The 19845-nt window shown below is 52.0% G+C and carries 18 protein-coding genes and 2 pseudogenes; 1 reads left to right on the forward strand and 19 read right to left on the reverse strand.

Annotation, left to right across the window (positions count from 1 at the left end; all coding sequences use genetic code 11):
- Positions 1-768, forward strand: a pseudogene (locus tag POG22_RS09585) (zinc ribbon domain-containing protein); the annotation flags it as partial.
- Between the two features lie 294 nt (positions 769-1062).
- Here the strand turns inward: POG22_RS09585 and POG22_RS09590 are convergent.
- The 19 genes and pseudogenes from POG22_RS09590 to nifH all read right to left on the reverse strand — a co-directional run.
- Positions 1063-4266, reverse strand: a pseudogene (locus POG22_RS09590) (plasmid replication protein, CyRepA1 family); the annotation flags it as partial.
- 514 nt (positions 4267-4780) lie between these two features.
- Complete coding sequence (locus POG22_RS09595) at positions 4781-5050, reverse strand: hypothetical protein (RefSeq protein ID WP_498904953.1); 270 nt, start codon at positions 5048-5050, stop codon at positions 4781-4783.
- The gene (locus POG22_RS09600) at positions 5047-5481 is read right to left on the reverse strand and encodes an ArsC/Spx/MgsR family protein (RefSeq protein ID WP_498904954.1); all 435 of its coding nucleotides are present in this window, start codon (positions 5479-5481) and stop codon (positions 5047-5049) included. Before POG22_RS09600 ends, POG22_RS09595 begins: the two co-directional genes overlap by 4 nt.
- A 16-nt stretch (positions 5482-5497) precedes the next feature.
- The gene (locus tag POG22_RS09605; RefSeq protein WP_498904955.1) at positions 5498-6118 is read right to left on the reverse strand and encodes a cysteine dioxygenase family protein; all 621 of its coding nucleotides are present in this window, start codon (positions 6116-6118) and stop codon (positions 5498-5500) included.
- Positions 6119-6190: 72 nt separating this feature from the next.
- Positions 6191-6682: a hypothetical protein gene (locus tag POG22_RS09610; protein WP_498904957.1), complete on the reverse strand. Its 492-nt coding sequence runs from the start codon at positions 6680-6682 to the stop codon at positions 6191-6193.
- A 245-nt stretch (positions 6683-6927) separates the two neighbouring features.
- A complete protein-coding gene (locus POG22_RS09615; RefSeq protein ID WP_498904959.1) occupies positions 6928-7458 on the reverse strand; it encodes a flavodoxin in 531 nt (176 codons plus the stop codon).
- A 166-nt stretch (positions 7459-7624) separates the two neighbouring features.
- Complete coding sequence (locus tag POG22_RS09620; RefSeq protein WP_498904961.1) at positions 7625-7924, reverse strand: 2Fe-2S iron-sulfur cluster-binding family protein; 300 nt, start codon at positions 7922-7924, stop codon at positions 7625-7627.
- Between the two features lie 150 nt (positions 7925-8074).
- Positions 8075-8440 (reverse strand): HesB/IscA family protein, encoded by a 366-nt coding sequence (locus POG22_RS09625; protein ID WP_498904963.1) that lies wholly within the window; start codon positions 8438-8440, stop codon positions 8075-8077.
- Between the two features lie 163 nt (positions 8441-8603).
- Positions 8604-9341, reverse strand: coding sequence for a HesA/MoeB/ThiF family protein (locus tag POG22_RS09630; RefSeq protein ID WP_498905001.1), 738 nt, complete (start codon positions 9339-9341; stop codon positions 8604-8606).
- A 97-nt stretch (positions 9342-9438) separates the two neighbouring features.
- A complete protein-coding gene (gene nifW / locus POG22_RS09635; protein WP_498904964.1) occupies positions 9439-9753 on the reverse strand; it encodes a nitrogenase-stabilizing/protective protein NifW in 315 nt (104 codons plus the stop codon).
- The gene (locus POG22_RS09640; protein ID WP_498904966.1) at positions 9750-9971 is read right to left on the reverse strand and encodes a CCE_0567 family metalloprotein; all 222 of its coding nucleotides are present in this window, start codon (positions 9969-9971) and stop codon (positions 9750-9752) included. The genes nifW and POG22_RS09640 overlap by 4 nt, the downstream gene beginning before the upstream one ends.
- A 281-nt stretch (positions 9972-10252) precedes the next feature.
- On the reverse strand, positions 10253-10738 hold the full coding sequence (locus tag POG22_RS09645) for a NifX-associated nitrogen fixation protein (protein ID WP_498904968.1): 486 nt from the start codon (positions 10736-10738) through the stop codon (positions 10253-10255).
- Positions 10735-11160, reverse strand: coding sequence for a nitrogen fixation protein NifX (nifX, locus tag POG22_RS09650; protein WP_498904970.1), 426 nt, complete (start codon positions 11158-11160; stop codon positions 10735-10737). Before nifX ends, POG22_RS09645 begins: the two co-directional genes overlap by 4 nt.
- Before the next feature lie 10 nt (positions 11161-11170).
- Entirely contained in the window at positions 11171-13969 is a 2799-nt protein-coding gene (locus POG22_RS09655; protein ID WP_498904972.1) for a bifunctional nitrogenase iron-molybdenum cofactor biosynthesis protein NifEN, read from the reverse strand.
- 523 nt (positions 13970-14492) lie between these two features.
- A complete protein-coding gene (locus POG22_RS09660) occupies positions 14493-14828 on the reverse strand; it encodes a Mo-dependent nitrogenase C-terminal domain-containing protein (protein WP_007634177.1) in 336 nt (111 codons plus the stop codon).
- A 164-nt stretch (positions 14829-14992) separates the two neighbouring features.
- On the reverse strand, positions 14993-15286 hold the full coding sequence (locus tag POG22_RS09665; RefSeq protein ID WP_063717933.1) for a nitrogen fixation protein NifZ: 294 nt from the start codon (positions 15284-15286) through the stop codon (positions 14993-14995).
- A gap of 60 nt (positions 15287-15346) precedes the next feature.
- Positions 15347-16915 (reverse strand): nitrogenase molybdenum-iron protein subunit beta, encoded by a 1569-nt coding sequence (gene nifK / locus POG22_RS09670; RefSeq protein WP_498904975.1) that lies wholly within the window; start codon positions 16913-16915, stop codon positions 15347-15349.
- An 87-nt stretch (positions 16916-17002) separates the two neighbouring features.
- Positions 17003-18448, reverse strand: coding sequence for a nitrogenase molybdenum-iron protein alpha chain (gene nifD / locus POG22_RS09675; RefSeq protein WP_063717926.1), 1446 nt, complete (start codon positions 18446-18448; stop codon positions 17003-17005).
- Between the two features lie 338 nt (positions 18449-18786).
- Complete coding sequence (gene nifH / locus POG22_RS09680; RefSeq protein WP_498904977.1) at positions 18787-19659, reverse strand: nitrogenase iron protein; 873 nt, start codon at positions 19657-19659, stop codon at positions 18787-18789.
- Positions 19660-19845: the final 186 nt, after the last annotated feature.

The following is a 19845-nucleotide window of genomic DNA, read 5'->3' on the forward strand; positions in this document are numbered from 1 at the left end:
TGCCAGCAGATGCACCCTTCCCGAACTACCACGTTCAGGCTAAGCGTTTGACCGCTGCCAAGACTGAATTTCCTCAGCTCAAGACGGTCAACGCTCAGGTTCTTCAGCAAGTCCTTAGAAAACTTGAGTCCTCGACTCCGCTCGGACTCAACGCTGAGCGAAGTCGAAGCGAGTGGAGTCGAAGCGTTGAGACTTCTTGGGAGTCATGGCGGTTAAAACGTTCGGGTCTTCCACGATTCAAAAAGCCGAATCGAATGCGGTCGTTGGTCTTCCCCCAGATGCTCAAAAACTGCATCCCCCCAACCCCCCGAAGTTCGGGGGGTTGGGGGGATAGGAATGTTGGGCAAACACACCCTCGATGCTGGATTGGGTCAATTTGTGAATCAGATCCTTCCCTGGGTGTGCTGGAAGCGCGATGTCTTTTACGGCAAGGTGGATGCCCGTGGCACTTCTCAGGAATGTCCGGATTGTGGGGCAGAGGTTCGTAAAGACCTCTAAACTCGAATCCATCACTGCCACAACTGCGGTTCGATCGAGTCCCGTGATGTGGCGAGTGGACAAGTCATCTGTAGCCGTGGGCAACGGCAAATCGAAAATGCCTGTGGAGTTGAGGCGACGGGGGATCGGGTCACTGATTCTAGTTGGCTGGCTGTGAAACAGGAAATCTTTGGGGTGACCCAAGGAATCTTCCTGCATACCCGGAACGGGTTGCTGGAAGAGAATGTTAATTATATAGTAACTCCGTACACACCCCTCTATCCCTTGTGAGGTAAAGGATTCGAGCGATGACTCGGACTTGACCTCGACTTCTCGTACCTCGAAATTTGTTAGTACGTTGTCTTTACGATTGTCGGACTCGACGGGGGTACGATTTTCCAAAATCAGATCGATTTCAGCCTCGACTTTCTTCTGTTCCCGCGTGTCGCGCTCGTACCAGCGATCGAACACTTCCATCCGTCCGTCGTTGAGTCCGATCGCGTTACCGTCTTTATCCTCGGCGGCCAGTTTGTAAAGCCAGATAATTTTCCCCTCGACTCGAGTACGGGACGAACGTTCGAGTTTCAACCCCATCTCTTTAAGCAGCGAGTTGGCGGTGGCGATCGGGCTGACGCCGTGTTGGTTGCGTCCGTGGACTGGTACGATTTCTCGCGCTTCGGGAAATTTTTCGATTTGTCGGACGATATGAAGGAGTTTGGGGTCGTCGGCCGTCCAGAGATGGTCGGGTTCGGACTCGATCGCTCGCACGAAAGCCCCCACGCCCAACACTTCCAAGCCTTTGACAGTCACGGACTTACACTGACGGTTAACGTCCCAAGTCCACAATCCACCGTCACGACCGAAAGCTTTCGTCAGACAAGCCTCATCTTTGAATTCCACAAACTTGCGTCCTCGGGTAAGTTGGTAGTGCTTCGTCAACAGTCCGTACCAACCGTCGTCGTCCCGTTCGATAAGTTTGGGGGTGATTTCGTCGGTGGCGTAGCGTTTTGATAACTCAAACTTGCGAATCTGATGTCGCGCTTGCGGCGATCGCGCGTTCGACCGCTTCAGCTTCTCGTATGCGTCTTCTGAGACGGGTTTGGCGTCGCAGATCGCTTGGATTTCCGCTTGGTGGTTATCATCGCGAGCCGCTTGAAACTTCGCGAGGAGATCGGAAAGCTTGTCGTCATCGGGGGCGAGTCCGACGTCTTTAACGGTATATCCTTCCTCTTCAAGCTCGTATCGGAGGGTTTCGCGGTAGGCGATAAATCCGGCGTTCTCTCGCGCGACGAGGGCGCTGAAAACGTTTTCCGAGGGTTCGCTGGCGGCCAGTGCCGATCTGACCTCGCGATGGAACTGTTCGGCTTGTGCTTCGGATGTCCGCAACGCTTTCTGTTTCAACAACAGATCGAGAGCTGCGAACATCTTTTTCTGCTCGACAACTCTGAAATACTTGGCCTTGGTCTTGGCGTTTCGGCCTAGCCGTCCGATCGTTGCGATGCGAGGAACCCAAACGTAACGTGGGACGTTATCTCGCAGGCGGAACATCGCTTGACGAACGCTGTTGACGCCTTGCTGTCCCCAAGCTAGGACGAAGTTGGCGCTGAAGTGTCCTTTGATTTTGATATCTAGTCCGGTTTCGATGGCGGGGGAGGCGATGACAATATCGTAATCCCCGAGAATTTCGTTGAGGTTGGCAATACATCCACAAGCGGGATGTGTCGTGTCGGCGACGGTATCGGAATCGATCCGCAGAATTCGTTTGTCGGGAAACTCGCGGCGACAAAAGGTTTCGAGCGATTGCGTTCCCCATTTACTGGATGCTTTCTGACCGCTGACTTGGACGAACGGGCGTCCGCCGCTGCGAACCTGGGCGACCAACTGGTACAGCCAGTGATTCGGATTGGGTTCTGTGAAAAGATGGCACGAGCGATCGCTCTCTTTCCAGGTATTTTCGAGAATCCATGGGAACACCGACCGCCGCGCGTCGGCGATGTCGAGAATCCAGTCGATCGCGTGCCGCGAGAGATCGGCATCGGCGACAAATACCTGTCCGTGTTCTGAGTCGAAGACGTTCTCGAACAGAATTTTGAGATTTCGCATCACCGTGATGCGGTGTTTAGAAATTTCCGTGTTGGACGCGAACAGGTGCATGAGCTGCTGTTCGATTTCGTCGAGGACGACGATCGCATCGTGATAGCGGTTGGGGTCGAACTGTGCTTGAGATTGGGCGTGAGCCGAGTCGAGGCACAGGCTGAACCCGAACAAATCGCCTTCGCCGTCTCGGAGTTCGGTGACGTAACGCAGTCCGAACCGTTCGCCTAACGCTTTCGCCAGTTGACGCCGGTGTGAGAGGACGACGACCGGCATGGGGTATCCGTGCGATTTTTCGTATTCGTCGTTAAGGTCGGCGATTTGTTCGGTCAACCAATGGGTTTTCCCGGTATTTTTCGGCGATTTGAGGCAAACGAGTTGGCGATCTCGCGGCGGTTTGATGTGAGTGGGGATATAGCGAGCGTTGACGGTTTTCGCCACGGCATAGTCGCCGAGTCCCCAGTGGTGTCGGGTGCAGGCCACCACTGCCGGAACTGCCCGCTCGAAGGCGCGAGCGAAGGCGTCAGCTCCTTGAATGGCAATGAGATCGTCTACCCCTTTGCCACATTTGCCGTTCCAGAGGACGACGCGAACCTCGCAGCCCTGTTTTTCGAGTAGTCGGGACGTTCGTTCGGTGGCGTGGGAAACGGCTAGGACGGTTTTGAGTTTTTTGTCTTCGTCGAAGGCAATGTAAAACCGGCGTCCCTCGACGGCAAACGGAATGAGATCGGGACGCAGGCTAAATTGCTTCCGGTACGATTCGTCTTCTTCGGAGGCGGCAAACATATAAATTCCCGGTGCGGAAATCGCCGCGTACCCGTGGGAAAGCAGGCTCATGGCTTTTTTCTCCCCTTCGGTCAAGACGATGGGAAAGTCGGGAACGGACTGCACCCACGGCCAGAAACCAGCGTCCTCGGTGTTGAGGAAACTGGCATCGAGTCCGAGAGCGTGAATAGCGTAGAGGAGATCGGGTCGGACTTTTGGCTTAGCTGTTTTTTGGGCGGTTTTGCCGAACCCTTCTCCCGCGTCTTGTTTGGGCGATCGCGTTCTGTATGCTTCTACCATCCGCCGTTCGTATTCGCTGGCGTAGCCGTGGCGCTTGGCGATGCGATAGCCGCATCCCCACGTCACCCGCGCGAAAAAGAGTTCGGTGTCGTGCTTCGGCGGTGATTGGTATTTGATGAGTTTTCCGTTTTTCCCGAGTTTCGGGCGGTTCGGTTTGATCCGAACCCAGTCTTTGAGCTTCCAGTCGTTTGACGGGTCGAGGGATTCAAAGAACAGCGCACCTTGTTCGAGGTGGCCGAATCGGCGGCGGATGTCGCGCCATTGGGCGTCGATCCAGGTTCGTTTGGTGAGTTCTGCGGTGTCGATCGCTCGCAGGAATCGTTCGATCGCCTCGTCACCGTCGAGATAGCGGCAGTTGAGTGCGGCGAGCGAGCCATCGATGGCACTTTCGGCGGTGAGTTCTCGCCAGTGGGCGGTGTCGATCCAAGGGGGGCAGCTCGTACGGTTTTCTCCTCGATTTTGGGTGGATTCCGAACTTGGGAGGTGTTCTGACTGTGTTTGGGAAGATTTTTTGGAAGAGGTCGTAAATTGCTGTATTTCCTTCTCCGTGGTGCTTTTGGGGAGTGAGACGCACCGATCGGGGGTGGGACTAGACTGGCAATCTGTGGTAAGTTGTTTGGTATAGCTCATTGGTGGATTAAGACTAAAGTTTCGTTCGTTGCTGGATTTAAACTGAAAGCTTCGTTCGTTGCTGAATTAAGGCAAGGCTAAAGTTTCATTCGTTGCTGGATTAAGACTGAAAGCTTTACTGAGGCTTAATTCATTTTTGAGTTAACCTAAACTCCAACTTCGCGGCGTTAGTGCGGCGTTTTTGGATACCCATCGATTAGCGAAAGTTTGGTAGCCGCCGCTAATCGTGTGGCTTTACAGAAAAAGGTAAAAGTGGAAGATCCTCGTAACTACGAGGGTTTTCTGCTTTTTACCCCAACTGTGAGAATCCTACGTTTCTAATCTGTGATTGAAGCGTAGATGAATCGTGACAGGTGTGCTACAAAATCATATCAGGTGGATATCAAAGATGTAGCCGTAGTGGGCGAACTTGCCGCTCGGATAAAAAGCGCTTACTCCACCTGCCAGTTGACATCCTCTCCGGCCTAAAGGCACGGAGAGGATGTCAAAATCTTTAATTTGACGGGGAAGAATGTCAATACGTCTCCTCGAGGTTGGGATACAGGTTGAGTTGACGCGATAACTCTCGGGCAATAAAAATCAAGAACTTGGCTGCCTCAGGATTGTCGTTGTGGGCAAAGTACGAGGCGGTTTGCATCAGCACCTGTACGAAGTGGGCATCTAGCAGATCGGAAGCCGCGTCTAAAACTTCTGGTTCTTTGCCATTGGGACACTTCAGGAGGCGATCGATCAGGTCGAAGTAGCGTTCCTGGCGTTGAGGGTCGGTGTTGAGATTCGTGTTCATAAAGCAGTTTGGTTGGGGCAGGCTTGTAAATCTTGCTGTATTAAACGATCGCAATTGCCTTGCTGAGCGGGGTCAGCAGCTTCAAGGCCGATCCAGCGATCGACAGTCGAGACATCAAAGCCGACCTCGTACCGATCGCCTACCTGCATAATCGGCCGACGAATCAGCAGCGGATCTTGCAACATCAACGCCAACGCTGTTTCTGCGTCGAGTCGTTCGGGCTGTACCTGTCCTGACTTGATTGCAGGTGCGGTGCGATTGAACCATTCTACTACCGGGCGATCGCCCAAACAGCGGTAAAGCCGTTCCTTCGTCCACGGCTCAGTTAGCAAATTGCGAGCGTTGACCGTATGTCCGGCTGCTTGGAGGAGAGCTTTCTGTTTGGTGTTGTTGATACAGCCCGGTTTTTCGTAAAAGACGATGGTAGTCATAAGCGATCGAGAAGTGTTAAAAATATTTTGCCGTTTGGGTCTTGGGTTCAAATTTGAAACGTCCCTTGGGTTGAGTATCACCGTAGAGTTGAAAGGTTAAAGCCGTTTCCCGCCCTACAGTTTCAGCTTGGTGAATGGCATCGGGATGGAAGCTGAGGATTTCTCCAGGGCTGAGTAAATGTTCGCCAACTGGTTCAATTTGTAATGGTGCATCTGAGGGACTGACACGATGCCAAAAAGTATGTCGTTCTTCTCCTTGAATTTGAAAGATAACTCCCCAAGTCCCGTGGTTGTGAATTGAAGATAACGCTCCCGGCTGAGTCGTAACATTTTGAACAGTTAAGGGATAACCAATCTCGTCGTAAAGTGTGGTTACATGGACGCCAGTTTCTCGATCGGGGAGTTTATATTGTGTTTTTAACCAATAAGAGTTAGTGACGATTTGGCGAACTTTTTCACGAATTTGAGGTAAGTAGTTCCACTCATCTTCCTCATTATTGGCATTTGCAATAATATCCAAAATCTCACTCAAAAACTGGTGCAAATAATAAGACTCACGAAGCAAATTCCACGTACGAGAAGCTGGACGAGATTGGCAGTGACCTGTTTTATCTACAAACCAATCTTTAGAAGTCATAATGTCACCTCAGAGCTAAAATATTTTAACAAAATTATGTGCAAATTGATTTAAAAAAATATATTTCTATAGTTATATTTCGTCATTTTCGTCGGTAAGGATCTTGAGAATAACTCCTGCTCCAAATTCATTGTTGGTATCGATAGCTTGAATCCGTCGAGCAATTTCAATGGCAGCTTGAAAAGCGCCCCAACGAGCCAACATCATACCTAGTGCTACGTACGCACTAAGGTAGAGGCGAATGGGTGTATCGCATTGTCGATCTCGTAAGACGATTTGGAGTTCCTCCCAATCATCTGGTAAAGATTCCTCTTGTGTCACTCGATCCATCACTTGCATGGCTAAACGTCTAGACATATAGTTATTGTGCTTGTAGAAAAAATAGCGATAAGCACTAACTAGAACTTCTAGGGTGGTCTCGGGATGGTTTAAAGCTTGAAGAATAAATTGCTCCGAGCAAGTAGTGTTTTCCCAGTTCTCAACGGCTGCTAAGAGCAGTTGTTTTATCTCGAGAGGAACTTGATACCAAGATGGGATAGTGGAGTGACTGGGGAGAGCGTTCATGTGAGATGAAATTGAGAAATATGAGGTAATGTGATGGGTTACTCTACTTGTTAAAACAAAGGAAATTTTTCCTTCGTGCTAACGATCTACAGTCTACGGACAAGTCAATTTTCAAACAAGGTAAACTTTACTCAAGGCAAGCTCATTTACCGCGATAGCTTGTCTGTGTTTTGAAGCCGTTGCCTCACCTGAATCTCTATAGTCAGGGAATTCCGAGTAGAGATTCAGGAAAGACGTCTTTTTTCTCAGTCAGCCAGGGCTGGAAAGTCAGCCTTGAGAATTTTAAGCCAATCGGCAAGCCGTTTTTCCGTTTTATCGCTTTCGTTCACTTCATCGAGAGGTAAGCCGACGAATTTACCGTCTCGAATTGCCGTCGATTGCTCGAAGGAATAGTCTTCTGTAGATACAGCTCCCACGATCTTGGCACCGAGGGCTTTGAATTGGTCGTGGAGAGTACCTAAAGCTCCGACGAAATGCTTGCCGTGACCCGTGCAATCTCCCGATCCGAATAGAGCGATCGTTTTTCCAGAGAAATCTGGCTTCTCGACTTCCATATCGAACAGAGGTTCGCGCCAATCATTTTGAACCTCTCCAGCTCCCCAAGTCGAGCAGCCGAGAATCAAATAGTTATAGTTCAGTAAATCCTCGAAGTCGTCGTAGTCATCTGCCATGCTGTACAAATCGCAGAGGTCTTCTCCGATTTCTTCATGGATTTTTTCTGCAATTTCTTCTGTAACGCCAGAAGTGCTGCCGTAGAAAATTCCAATTACTGCCATTTTTTGACTCCCGTTACTACAAGATATTGATACAGGACTGGATATCTTTGCAGAGGATAGTTTTAGCTATCTCAAGCGATCGCTCATCGACAGGCTTGCCTGCCCTCTGACAATTTCCCCCGTTCGATCGGTTTTCAACGTTGTCGGACAACGTGAGATGCCGTCCTTAAACCAAGTACGCTTCCATGTGGGTTTTAATCGTACAATCCGAGCGTGGGTAGGCTGCACAGAGCAACACAAAGCCCTTGGCAATTTGCTCGTCGTCTAGGAAAGACTGATCTTCTTGATCGATTTCACCATCGACTAACTTGCCCACGCAGCTCGAGCAAGCACCAGCTCGGCAAGAGAAAGGAAGCTCCAGGTCGTTCTCTTCTGCCGCATCGAGGATAAACATATCGTCGGCGACGGGAATGGTGACATCAATATTGCGCTTTTTGTTGATGAGTTGAACTTGGTAAGTGGTCACGATCGATCTCCTAAATTTATGGGAATTGATTCTAGAGTGAGTGGTTTGGACAAAACCCCTCCGAGGCTCGTCGGCAACTGTTTAACTTGTGAGGGGATCGGGGAGCTATAAGTCCCGCGCTGTATGTGTAGCATCAGCGTCGGGAGGAGGTCACGAACAGGGAACGGCAGGTGGCGTACAGTCTCCGGCTTGGAAGGACTTACCACAACCACAGGTGTCGGTGGCATTGGGGTTTGTAAATTTGAAGCCACTTTCAAGCAGTCCATCCACGTAGTCCACGACTACACCATTGAGTATGGGGGCGCTGATCGGATCGATGAAGACTCTGAGATTACCGGACTGCACGACTTCGTCGTCAGGGTTGGGTGCATTGGCAACTTTAATGTCGTATTCGTAGCCGTTGCAGCCGCCATCTTTGACGGCTAGGCGAATGCCTCGTTCTGGGGTGTAGTTCGGGGTTCCACGGACAAAAGTTCGTAGGCGGAGTTCGGCAAGCTCGGTGAGGGTAACGGTCATAGCAAGTCTCCTTGAGGTTAGGGATAAACGACAGTTGGAGTGGGAAGCGATCGCGGGTAAAGTCGATACTGCTGTTTTGGGAGATCGGGACTGCTAAAAACGCGACGCTTGTCAATGAGATTGGAACCGTGTCGGGAAATCGGTGTACTGTCTCTGGTATGTCTTAGGCGATCGCCGTCAAACTCGAAGATCGTTTGGCTGTGGTGATGCGGCCGCACACAGGACACTCAGGGTCGTGGTAGGGGCGGCGCTTGGCGAATTCAGCACGGGCTAAGTCCATCGTCAGAAGCTGTCCGAGGAGGGGATTTCCTAAACCGACGATCAGCTTGATAGCTTCTAAAGCTGCCAAGCAAGCCAACGTACCAGAAACCGCTCCCAAGACCCCAAAGCCCCAGCGGTCCCATTCCGGTTTCTCTGGAAACAGGCAGGAAAGGCAGGGGGTTTGCCCTGGTACGATGGTCGTGAGATAGGCTTCCATACCGTTCATGGCCGCCTCGATCATGGGTTTGTCCCAGCGTACGCAGGCTGCGTTGAGCAAGTCCCTTTCTTTGAAGTCAAAGGCGCAGTCGAGAGCAATATCGGCTTGTTGTACCAAGAGATCGATATTGTCAGAACTGACATATTCGCAGACGGCCTCGACCTCGATATCGGGATTGATCTGGGTTAGAGTGTCCCGAGCTTTGAAGACCCGAGGTTTGCCCACCCAGTCATCGGTCATGAGGATTTGGCGATTGAGATCGTCCCGCTGCAAATTGCCACCGCGCACCAGAATTAATTTGCCCACTCCGGCTACTGCCAGATACAGGGCAGCCGTTCCCCCCAGACCTCCAACTCCAGTGACCAAAGCCGTGGTGTTCTTGAGCTGGCGTTGTCCAGTTTCGCCCAGGCCGGGCAGCATCATCTGACGGCGGTAGCGATCGACTTCTGTAGGAGTTAAGGTTGGGAGCACGATCTCAATGGGGAGGAAGAGAGCAGGGGAGGACAGATGGGCGATCGCCCTATTCTTCGACAATATCGGATACCATCACCACGTTGGAAGGCTTATCTTGGAACACCTTAAACAACTTTTGTTCGACTCCAGAAGAAGTCAAAAACACGTTATAGGCGTTGATGAGTGCCTGCCGATAGATTTCAAGCAATTCTTCTTCACTTTTGGTTTTAGCTTCAGCCTCCACAAGTTGGGAGAATTTTCGCAGAATGTGCAGGCGATTGATGTTGACAACTTGGGGATCGTAGGGCAGCTCGAAAAAGTCGAAATACTCCTCAGCATCTTTGAGTTGATTGAATCGAGCTAGAGTTTTTTGGGCAGTCATGAGGTGGACTCCAAGGTTTTGAGCTGCTGTTTGAGATCGCGAAGCTGGCAGTAAATTTCATAGGTGCGATCGGCCACTTCGGGGAGTTTTTCGAGGTCGGTCGGGAGACCTTCAGCAATGTCGTGAAGGTCCATTTTCATCTGGCCGGCCTTGCTGTTGAGCTTTTTAATTTTGGTTTTAAGCTCGTCAATCGTGTTGGGTTGAGTCGTTTGAGGCATGGGCGTTAAGTCGGCGATATAGAAATCAAGCTTTCGGGTAACGAGAGGACTTTAACTCTCTCGGTGGGAAGTCTCGCGCTTTACCTGTCAAGGCGAGCCGCGGTCGGGATAGCTCAGGGGTAAGGTTTGCGTGCGATCGCGTCTAGAAACAACGTTGCCTGTGGAAGATGAGTGACGGTCTATGGGTCTCGTGTAAGACCCAACTGTGTTCGTACGCTAAGGCGAGAGTAGCTGAAACAAGAAGTCCGTATCGCCCTCGCGATCGATATCGAGTATTCCACTTAGATATCGCAAACCTCTGGGAACCGTTTGGCTAAATCGATACCTTTTGCGACCAATTTTTCACCTTCGGCATTAAGTTTTTCTAAAGAATCGAAGCCGAAGCGTTGTGCGTCTCGCAGGGTCTTGGAAACGAGAATCAGACGACCGGAGAAGATCAGCGCCCATCCGAAACCCTCGTGACTGAGATCGATCGTGACCTGGGAGAGTTGACCGGTTTCCTCTTCGATCCGAGCGGCCACAGCCCGATAGAAGGCTAAAATCCGACCCTGAGTAATGGGATCGACCTCTCCCTCCACCGGAATTTCCCGACGTTGCTTTTTGGAAAGCACGTAAGGCTTCAACAAGAGTTCGTTCGTCCAGTTGCGGTAAGTTCCATAAGGATCGTTGGCGCGAATCTGTTGGACGATCGCATTGAGAAACGGTGCTTCATCGACGATAAAGGTATTAGATGTTTTAGCAGCGGTGACACTTTCAACAGAACTCATGCGGTAATTTCCTCCTCGGTCGTTTCAAAACTGTTTTCAAAGTTGCGGGGTCGATCGTTCAGCAAGGCTTTACGTAACCAAGGGGGTGGATTCCCATTGAGAGTTTTGACAAACCGTGTCAGAACTTCTTCAATTTCCTCGGTTTCTGATTCAGCCTTAATTGGGGTAATGTTCTTGTAAATGAGGCGAGCGGCAGCACTGCCTCCAATTGCTGAAACGTAGACGATCGTGCAACCTTGTAAGGCTCGAAGCTTGGGTTCGAGCTTGTCTTCATTTCCGTCTTCTTGGAGATTTCCTTGGAATTCCAGGGTTTCTAGGAAGGTATAACCCTGGGTGTCCGCGTCGTAGACATCAATTTTGCTAGCCCATCCAAAGTGAGCGTTGATATGAACTGAATCTTGGGTTGCAAATGCAATTTTCATGGGATCTCCATTAACTCAGAGAAACTTTACCCTCACGCCAAGCGCGAACCTGGGCGTGGGCGTTTTCCTCGTCGGCTTCCATAAAGAGGTTGCCGATGTCAAAGAGGAGCTGGGTGGTACCGTCGTAACCCACTGTGGAACGATGCCCGTTACCCAGGCGATCGAAAATGGGGAAGCCGAGGCGGTAGAGGGGAACATCCAGTTTTTTGGCCAGGGGCTTGGCGTTGGAGTTGGCGATCAGCAAATCTGCGCCGGTGGCCAAGTTGGCAAAGTCTTCCAAATCGCCGATCTCGACGGTGGCGATCGGCAAGTCCTCGAGCAATTTCGATTTGGTGGTGGTTACGGCAGCATGAACTTTAGCGCCAGTGGTCGTGAGCCACCAGGCTATGCTGTGGAGTAAATCTGGCTCTAGGGCAAGCGCGACTCGCTTGCGGCCGAAGAAAAAGTGCGTGTCGAGGATGGCATCTTGCAACTGGCAGCGCTGATGCCGAAGTTGTTCGGGGACGGGTCGATCGCTCAATTCTGAAAGCGTTTGCAGGAACCGATCGACCTCCCTCAAGCCCGTCAAGCTATTAAACACGGCATAGTCCGTACCGAACCGCTGTTGTAGCAGCGTGGCAGCATCGGTCATGCTGTGTCCTACAGCCAAAGTAAACGTCGATCGACCGAGCGATCGCAACGCTGCCAACGTCGTCCCGCCACTCGTGACCGTACTGTAGCCGTCGGCCAAATGTCCGTCTAGAGATGTGGACAAATCGGGTAAAACGATCGGCGTCAAGTTGAAGGCAGCCACCAGAGATTTCACGGTCTGCACGTCGCCGGGAGTCAAAGCCGGGCCGGCTAACACCGTGACTTGACGCGCTGTCGGCAGATGGGAGTCGACCGATTCGGTCTCTTCGTTCCTGTCGGGAGGAATATCTCGCACCAACGCTTCGACTGCGGCCGCGTAGCCATCCTGCAAAGCGCCTCGAAAGTCGGGAGTAGAGGCAAAAGCAATAGGTAACGCGGCGAGTTCGGGGTGGCGCTGGCGAAGGGTGCGTAGAATTCCCTGCATATCATCTCCCCGCGTCTCTGTCAGTCCGGTGGTGCAGAGGCCGATAATCTCCGGTTGGGACATTTCCAGCAAAGTCAACATGGCGGTTTCGATGTTGTCTTCCCCACCCAAAATGGTCGTCACTTCTGTCATCGCGGTGGTCGATAACGGAATGGCTTCTCGGAAGTGTCGCACTAGCATCACCTTGGCAAAGGCCGTACATCCTTGAGAGCCGTGGAACAAAGGCATCATGCCTTTAACGCCCAAGAAAGCAAGTGCCGCACCCAGGGGTTGACTTTGCTTGAGGGGATTCACGGCGACTCCCTTCCGGCGGGATATGACTTGGGTAGGAGAAGTCATGTCGAGAGAGCGATCGCTCTCTTCTACTCCCTCACTTCCTCGTTCCGTCACGTCCCACGGCGCGATCGCTCGTACCTGTTCCCAAATCGGACTGTGTAGTGCCTCATCTAACTCCTTCGCCATTTCAATCATGCCCAAGTAGCCCGCATAGGGATGGTGGCGTTCTTGGTTGATATCGAGGAAGGGAATTTTAGCTTTGAGAGCGGTGTATTGGTTGCGTCCTCCGGCGATCAGCATATCGGCTTGGGTTTTGGCAATGACCTTCAGGAGTTCCTGGGCGTTGCCTTTTTGGAGCATGATGCCGTCTTTGCCGAGGAGCGTTTTGATTCGGGCTTTGTCTTCTTCGGTACTCTTTTTGGTACTGGTGGCCGCCACGTCGATACCGAGTTCCTGGGCAGCAGAGATAATCGACCAACTTTTGACACCACCGGTGTAAAGGACGATCCGTTTTCCCTGGAGGCGCTGACGATAGGGAGCGAGTGCCGATTGAAGTTGGGTCGTTTCAGCCTGAATCAGTTGCTCTACGCGAGCTTGCAGATCGGCATCTCCAAGTTTTTCGGCGATCGTTCGCAGCAAACGGTTGATATCTTCAACACCGTAGATGGAGGCTTCAAAGTAGGGAATCCCGTAGCGCTCTTCCATCTTGTGAGCCATATTGATCAACGCCTTAGAGCAGATCGTGACGTTGAGCTTGGCTCGATGGGCGCAGGCAACTTCGTGATAGCGGGCATCTCCCGTAATCTTGGCAAGGACGCGGATGCCAAGTTTTTCTAGTAGGGGGGTTATCGCCCACATCTCTCCAGCAATGTTGTACTCACCAATGAGGTTGATGTCGTAAGGCGTGGTATATTCTGGCTCTCGGGTTCCTACCACATACTCCAGCAGCGCTTCGCCACCGATGCGATTGCCCAAATTCTTGCTACCCACAAAACCGGGGGAGCTGACAGGAATCACCGGAATCTCAAACTTTTGGGCGGCGGCTTGACACACGGCCTCGAGGTCGTCTCCAATCAGTGCTGTCACGCAGGTCAGATAGACAAAGACGGCGGCGGGACTGTACCGATCCTTGACTTCCTGAATAGCTTTGTAGAGTTTTTTCTCTCCTCCAAAAATAATGTCGTTTTCGCTCAGATCCGTGGTGAAGCCCATTTTGTAGATCGTCGGACCGGAGGAGAGGCTACCCCGACTTCCCCAAGAGTTGCCCGCACAGGCGATCGGACCGTGTACCAGGTGCGCTACATCAGTAATCGGCACCAGGGCAATACTAGCCCCATCGAACGCACATCCCCCTTGAGCAGCACCGGGTTTAGCCTGCTGCTGACAGGCTTTGTTTTTGCCCTTCTCGCCTTTTTTGTGGTTGTGTTCGCAACCTGGCTGGGTCAGCAGTTCGTTGATTTTGCCAGAGGTCATTTTCATGGCGATGCGGGGGTGGGAAGAGCAAATGAGAGAGGGAATTGAAGTAGTTCTAAAGATGGGATGGTGAGGAACTTTGAACGAAAAATTTGGGTTGGAAATCCTGTCCCTTCGACTTAGCTCAGGGCAAGCCTTCTAGGACGGCTTTACAGTAGAATGAAATTGGTCACTGACCCACCCGAGACGATGGAGACAGAAAGCCTAACTTCAAAGATTGCGGAATCCGCAACGGCGCAGAAAAATCGGTAGACCGGGAAAAGAGGATAGGGCAATGGGCAGTCCAACCCCTGAATCAACAAAGTACATCAAGATTTCTCCTTTGAGATTTCGACACATAAGGCGGTGGGACACACCGTTTCAGCCTGTGGAGCGAACGTAAGACTCGAAAGGCATGGCGATCTGGAGAGCTGTTGCGAAAAAACCGTTAAGGGACAGAAGCAGGAACCAAAATCGTGAGGCTTCGCCGTGAGCGTCAGCCGAACGGTTTGGGAATCACCGCACTTCTAGGGCGGTGAGGATGTCAAGCTCAACAGATATACTGGGTCACATCTTCGCCGCGTACGTCGGCTAAATAGCTCAAAGACCGAAATCGCAAGCCAACCAACTCGTTGTAAACCGGGTTGAGTTCGCACAGAGCCGGAATATGTACCGTACGACCGAAGATGTTGACGTCGCGCTCGAAGGGACAGCAGCAGGGAATAACTCGGCAAACCAGGTGAGCAAAAAGTCGGTGGGTGACTTCAATTCGATCGATCCAGCGGCGCAGGGGACGGAAGATGTCGAAGCCAGTTTGTCGGCGAGGAGATACTGCGACGGGGTGCGGGTGTGGATGAGTATGTGCGGGGTGGGTGAGAAGTGCCATCGTAGGAGTTCGGGGGTGAAATACAAAATGCAAGTGAGGGAGATGTGAGAAGTGTCGCAGCGCTACAGGAATCGAGAAATCTCGAGTGTAAAGTTCACAATTCCTAGCTCGCACAAATAGTCTGGAGATTGAAAGCTTCGTTCTTTTAGACTGAGGCGAGCTTACTAGTCTTCTTGCTGAATCAAAGGTTGATAGTCTTCGTCTGCCAGTTCCAGTTCGCGACTGAGACAGCCCACAACAAAGTTAGAGTTAAGGAAATGTACTGAGTAGACATAGGCTCGTTGCAGGTAAGTACCGATGCCGACGATGTAGCCAATGTCACCTTTTTTGGCTAAGTGGTAGCCGATTTCTTTACCGGGAAAAGTGCCATCGTTGCGGATGACTTTGCGAGTGCGAACCCGGTTGCCCATATCGAACATCGGAGGACCGTCGAGTTCGATTTCTTCGCTGAGTTTCATGATAATTTCCAATACCGGACGGGAGCGTAGGGGTACGGCCGGCCGTACCCCTACCGAGACTTAACGGATCAGGTCAAAGGAGATATCAGTTTTGGCAGGGACGATCGTTTGGCGATCGAGTTCGTCTAGAACTGTGTTCACAATCCAGTTGAATTGGTTGATCGCTCCCTGATAGCCGATGGTGGGATAGCGGTGCATGTGATGGCGATCGAAGATGGGATAACCAATCCGAACCAATGGCGTCTTGGTATCTCGCCACAGGTACTTACCGTAGGAGTTCCCGATGAGGAGATCGACAGGCTCGGTGAAGAGGAGCGATCGCAAATGCCACAGATCCTTCTTGCCCCAAATCGTCGCGTCTTGTCCGTAGGGGTTGTTTGTCAAGACTTCACGGAGTTCGGCTTCAAAGTCGGGGTTGCTGTTCGTGACCAGGATGTGAACCGGCTCGGCACCCATTTCCAGCAAGAACTGCGTAATGCCGAACACGTGATCGGGGTCGCCGTAGAGGGCGACGCGCTTACCGTGAATCCAAGCTTGAGAGTCGGTCATGGCATCGACGGCGCGTCCCCGCTCTGCTTGCAGTTCTGCGGGAATCGCCTTACCCGTGATGGCCGATAGCGCCATCAAGAATTCATCGGTTCCTTTGATACCGAAAGGACGGAAGTTATAGGTCTTCTGTCCCCACCCCTTGGTGACGTATTCCTGGGTCTTGGGCGTGGTGTACTTCTGGAAGAAGAAACTACCTTCAGCGTTAATCGAGTCGGCGGCGTCTTCTAACGTGGTCAAGCCGTTATACATTTTGAATTCACCCGTGTTGGGAGAATCAAACGTATCGGAGTTGTCCGACAAGATCGTATAGTCGATGCCGAACAGACTCAAAATGCGCTTCAACTCGCGGATGTTGCCCACATAGGGATCGAATCCCAGGTTGAAGTTGAACTTGCCGTTGGTCGTTTCGGTTTTTTTACCTTCCGTCAGCGTTTTCAAGATGCTGACGAGCATGTTGTCGTAGCCGGTAATGTGAGACCCGACAAAGCTGGGGGTATGTGCCGAAGGAACCGGTAAGTCTTCAGGAATCAGTCCTTCGTTTTTAGCGGTCTGAATGAACGAACCGATGTCGTCCCCGATGACCTCTGCCATGCAGGTGGTGCAAAGGGCGATCATCTTGGGATTGTAGAGCGTGTAGGAGTTTTGCAGACCCTGTTTCAGGTTGTTCAGTCCGCCGAAGACTGCTGCATCCTCTGTCATCGAAGACGAGACGGCTTGAAACGGCTCTTTGTAGTTACGGGTTAGGTGAGTCCGGAAGTAGGCGACGCAACCTTGAGACCCGTGGCTGTAGGGCAGGGTGCCTTCAAAACCCGAGGCGACAAACAGAGACCCGAGGGGTTGGCACGCTTTGGCGGGGTTAATCGTCAGGGCTTCCCGAGCGAAGTTCTTTTCGCGATACTCCCAGCTCTTAGTCCACTCCGCGACTTCAGCCACTTTCTCGGCACTGTGAGCGCCTTCAAACTGGCGCTTGTACTCAAAGAGGTCTTGGTAGGTATCGGTTTGGAAGAGTTCGAAGTGATCTTGGATTTTGCCGGGTTCGGAAGGCGTCTCCGGCACTTGGGGATTAACGTTCTCAGTCATAGTGGTTTCCTTAGGGGTGGAGGGGAAGGGGGTAGAAACGCGATCGCTCGCGCTTCTACCGGGACGTTTCCTATAGGGAGCTTTCCTCTATTGCTGCCAGGGAGCCTGAACTAGACCCCAGGTGGGATTGTTGATCGCTAAATCCATGTCACGGGCGAAGACTTCAAACCCTTCATAACCGTGATAGGGGCCGGAGTAATCCCAAGAGTGCATCTGACGGAAGGGCAAGGCCATTTTCTGGAAGACGTACTTCTCTTTAATGCCGGCTGCAATCAGGTCTGGCTTCATTTTCTTGGCCAGCTCTTCAAACTCGTAGCCGCTGACATCGTCGTAGATAACGGTGCCTTCACTGACGTAGTCGGCGGTACGTTTGTAGTCGTCGCCGTGACCGAATTCGTAGCCCGTACCGACGACTTTCATGCCCAAATCTTCAAAGGCCGGGATAACGTGACGGGGACGCAGACCGCCAACCATCATCATCACTTCTTTCCCTTCGAGGCGGGGACCGAATTTGGCGACGATCTCGTCCATTCGGGCTTGATTTTCGGCGATCACGCGCTCGGCGTTGGCTTGGATGGTTTCGTCGAACTGTGCGGCGATCTTGCGCAGAGATTTGGCAATTTGAGTCGGACCGAAGAAGTTGTACTCGAGCCAGCCGATGCCGTATTTCTCTTCCATGAAGCGGCAAATATAGTTCATGGAGCGATAGCAGTGGATCAGGTTCAACTTCGCCAACGGCGTCATCACCACTTCGTTGAAGGTGCCGTCGCCAGAGAACTGACAGATGACGCGAAGACCGATCGCCTCTAACAGACGGCGGCTGGGCCAAGCATCGCCCCCGATGTTGTAGTCACCGATGATGTTGACGTCGTAGGGACCGGGTTCGAATCCTTCGGGGAGTTTACGATACTCGTCAGCTTTGGGCAGCACCCAATCGCGGACGGTGTCGTTAGCGATGTGGTGACCCAAGGATTGAGACACCCCTCGGAAGCCTTCGCAGCGGACGGGTACGACCGGTTTGCCGTACTCTTTGGCTTTTTTCCGGGCAACGGCTTCGATATCGTCCCCAATCAGACCCACCGGACATTCCGACTCAATGGTGGTGCCTTGGCTTAGAGGAAAGAGTTCTTCCAACTCGTCGATGAGTTTGGCCAGCTTTTTATCGCCGCCAAAGACGATATCCCGCTCTTGAAAGTCGGAGGTGAACTGCATGGTGCCGAAGGTATCGACCCCCGTGGTGCCGACGTAGTAGTTGCGGCGACCCGACCAGGAGTAATAGCCACAGCCGACCGGACCGTGGCTCAGGTGAACCATGTCCTTCACCGGCCCCCAAACGACCCCCTTGGCTCCGGCGTAGGCACAGCCACGGGTGGTCATGACGCCGGGAACGGATTTTTTGTTGGACTTAACGCCGCAGTCGGAAGCGCCTTCTTCGGTAACGTTAAGGTGCTTGGAACGGCTCTTTTTGGCTTTATCGGGATATGCTTCCAGGACTTCCTGGACAAGCGCTTTTCGATCTTCTGCGGTAGTCATGTTGTCCTCTCTGTAGCGATGGAGAATAATTTCAATCCAAGGGGGGAAGCAATGCCTCGACTCAATTGGGGACTTGCGATTTTAGATGAAGGAGCGATCGTCGATCGAGACTTCCAGGGAGTGAGGTTTTTGGGGTGTTAGCCCAATGCAGGAATGGAAAAATATCGGGTGTATTCGGCTGCACCAAATCCCCCTAATAGACTGACACAGCAAATGAAGTGCAATAGATTATCGTGATGTTGACAGAACCTAACCTGGATTGTTTGTGAAGGTCTGAGGAAGTCTTCAAAACGAGCGAATTTTCGGCAGTTGAATAATCCAGGTTAGGCAGTCAGGAACTAGACGACGGCAGTAGTCTGGTCTTGTGCGATCGCTTTTTCGTACTCTTCTTCGCCGCCCAGGAGACCGAACTCGACTAAGAGTTCTTCCAACTCGTCCATAGAAATTGGCGTGGGGATGACGAGGTTTTTGTTGTTTTCGATCTTGCGAGCCAGGGTGCGATATTCCTCAGCTTGCTTGCTGTCGGGAGCGTACTCGATAACCGTCATACGACGCAGTTCAGCGTGCTGTACGATGTTGTCGCGGGGGACGAAGTGGATCATTTGGGTACCGAGTTTCTCAGCCAGAGCTTCGATTAACTCGACTTCGCGATCGACGTTCCGGCTGTTACAGATGAGACCTCCCAGACGTACTCCACCGGAATGAGCGTATTTGAGAATGCCTCGGGCAATGTTGTTGGCGGCGTACATCGCCATCATTTCACCCGAAACCACGATGTAGATTTCTTGGGCTTTACCTTCCCGAATGGGCATGGCGAATCCCCCGCAAACCACGTCGCCTAGGACGTCGTAAGAGACGAAATCGAGATCTTCGTAAGCGCCCTCTTCTTCGAGGAAGTTAATAGCGGTGATGATGCCCCGACCGGCGCAGCCCACACCCGGTTCCGGACCGCCCGACTCAACGCACTTAACGCCTTTGTAGCCAGTGAGGAGGACTTCGTCGAGTTCTAGGTCTTCTACCGCACCGCGCTCGGCAGCGAGGTGTAGAATCGTGGTTTGAGCTTTGCTGTGCAGCATCAAGCGGGTGGAGTCCGCTTTGGGGTCGCAACCCACAATCATGATGCGTTGCGTATCGGCCAACCCAGCAATCGTGTTTTGAGAGGTGGTGGATTTGCCGATACCGCCTTTTCCATAAAACGCAATCTGACGCATGGTGGAATCTCTCCGTTTCAATAGTTGAAAGTAAACAAAAGTAAGAGGCTTGAATTCGGATTTCCGAATTGGGAAGTAAGGCTCGCAGACTGACGGGTGTCCGAGAGGAGCGTGAGAACTTCGGGGTTAAGCCGGGGGCGATCGCCCGAAATGAATGCAACGATTTGGAGTGTCCATCAGATATGA

Source organism: Geitlerinema sp. CS-897 (assembly GCF_028368005.1).
GTDB lineage: Bacteria > Cyanobacteriota > Cyanobacteriia > Cyanobacteriales > Geitlerinemataceae > Baaleninema > Baaleninema simplex.

Coding starts and splice junctions, on each gene's coding strand:
- nifX (WP_498904970.1), bottom strand. CDS start 11,160: ATGAAAATTGCATTTGCAACCCAAGATTCAGTTCATATCAACGCTCAC.
- POG22_RS09665 (WP_063717933.1), bottom strand. CDS start 15,286: ATGAAACTCAGCGAAGAAATCGAACTCGACGGTCCTCCGATGTTCGAT.
- POG22_RS09625 (WP_498904963.1), bottom strand. CDS start 8,440: ATGACCGTTACCCTCACCGAGCTTGCCGAACTCCGCCTACGAACTTTT.
- POG22_RS09660 (WP_007634177.1), bottom strand. CDS start 14,828: ATGGCACTTCTCACCCACCCCGCACATACTCATCCACACCCGCACCCC.
- nifD (WP_063717926.1), bottom strand. CDS start 18,448: ATGACTACCGCAGAAGATCGAAAAGCGCTTGTCCAGGAAGTCCTGGAA.
- POG22_RS09595 (WP_498904953.1), bottom strand. CDS start 5,050: ATGAACACGAATCTCAACACCGACCCTCAACGCCAGGAACGCTACTTC.
- POG22_RS09640 (WP_498904966.1), bottom strand. CDS start 9,971: ATGCCTCAAACGACTCAACCCAACACGATTGACGAGCTTAAAACCAAA.
- POG22_RS09605 (WP_498904955.1), bottom strand. CDS start 6,118: ATGACTTCTAAAGATTGGTTTGTAGATAAAACAGGTCACTGCCAATCT.
- POG22_RS09630 (WP_498905001.1), bottom strand. CDS start 9,341: ATGATGCTGCCCGGCCTGGGCGAAACTGGACAACGCCAGCTCAAGAAC.
- POG22_RS09655 (WP_498904972.1), bottom strand. CDS start 13,969: ATGAAAATGACCTCTGGCAAAATCAACGAACTGCTGACCCAGCCAGGT.
- nifH (WP_498904977.1), bottom strand. CDS start 19,659: ATGCGTCAGATTGCGTTTTATGGAAAAGGCGGTATCGGCAAATCCACC.
- POG22_RS09610 (WP_498904957.1), bottom strand. CDS start 6,682: ATGAACGCTCTCCCCAGTCACTCCACTATCCCATCTTGGTATCAAGTT.
- POG22_RS09615 (WP_498904959.1), bottom strand. CDS start 7,458: ATGGCAGTAATTGGAATTTTCTACGGCAGCACTTCTGGCGTTACAGAA.
- POG22_RS09645 (WP_498904968.1), bottom strand. CDS start 10,738: ATGAGTTCTGTTGAAAGTGTCACCGCTGCTAAAACATCTAATACCTTT.
- POG22_RS09600 (WP_498904954.1), bottom strand. CDS start 5,481: ATGACTACCATCGTCTTTTACGAAAAACCGGGCTGTATCAACAACACC.
- nifW (WP_498904964.1), bottom strand. CDS start 9,753: ATGACTGCCCAAAAAACTCTAGCTCGATTCAATCAACTCAAAGATGCT.
- nifK (WP_498904975.1), bottom strand. CDS start 16,915: ATGACTGAGAACGTTAATCCCCAAGTGCCGGAGACGCCTTCCGAACCC.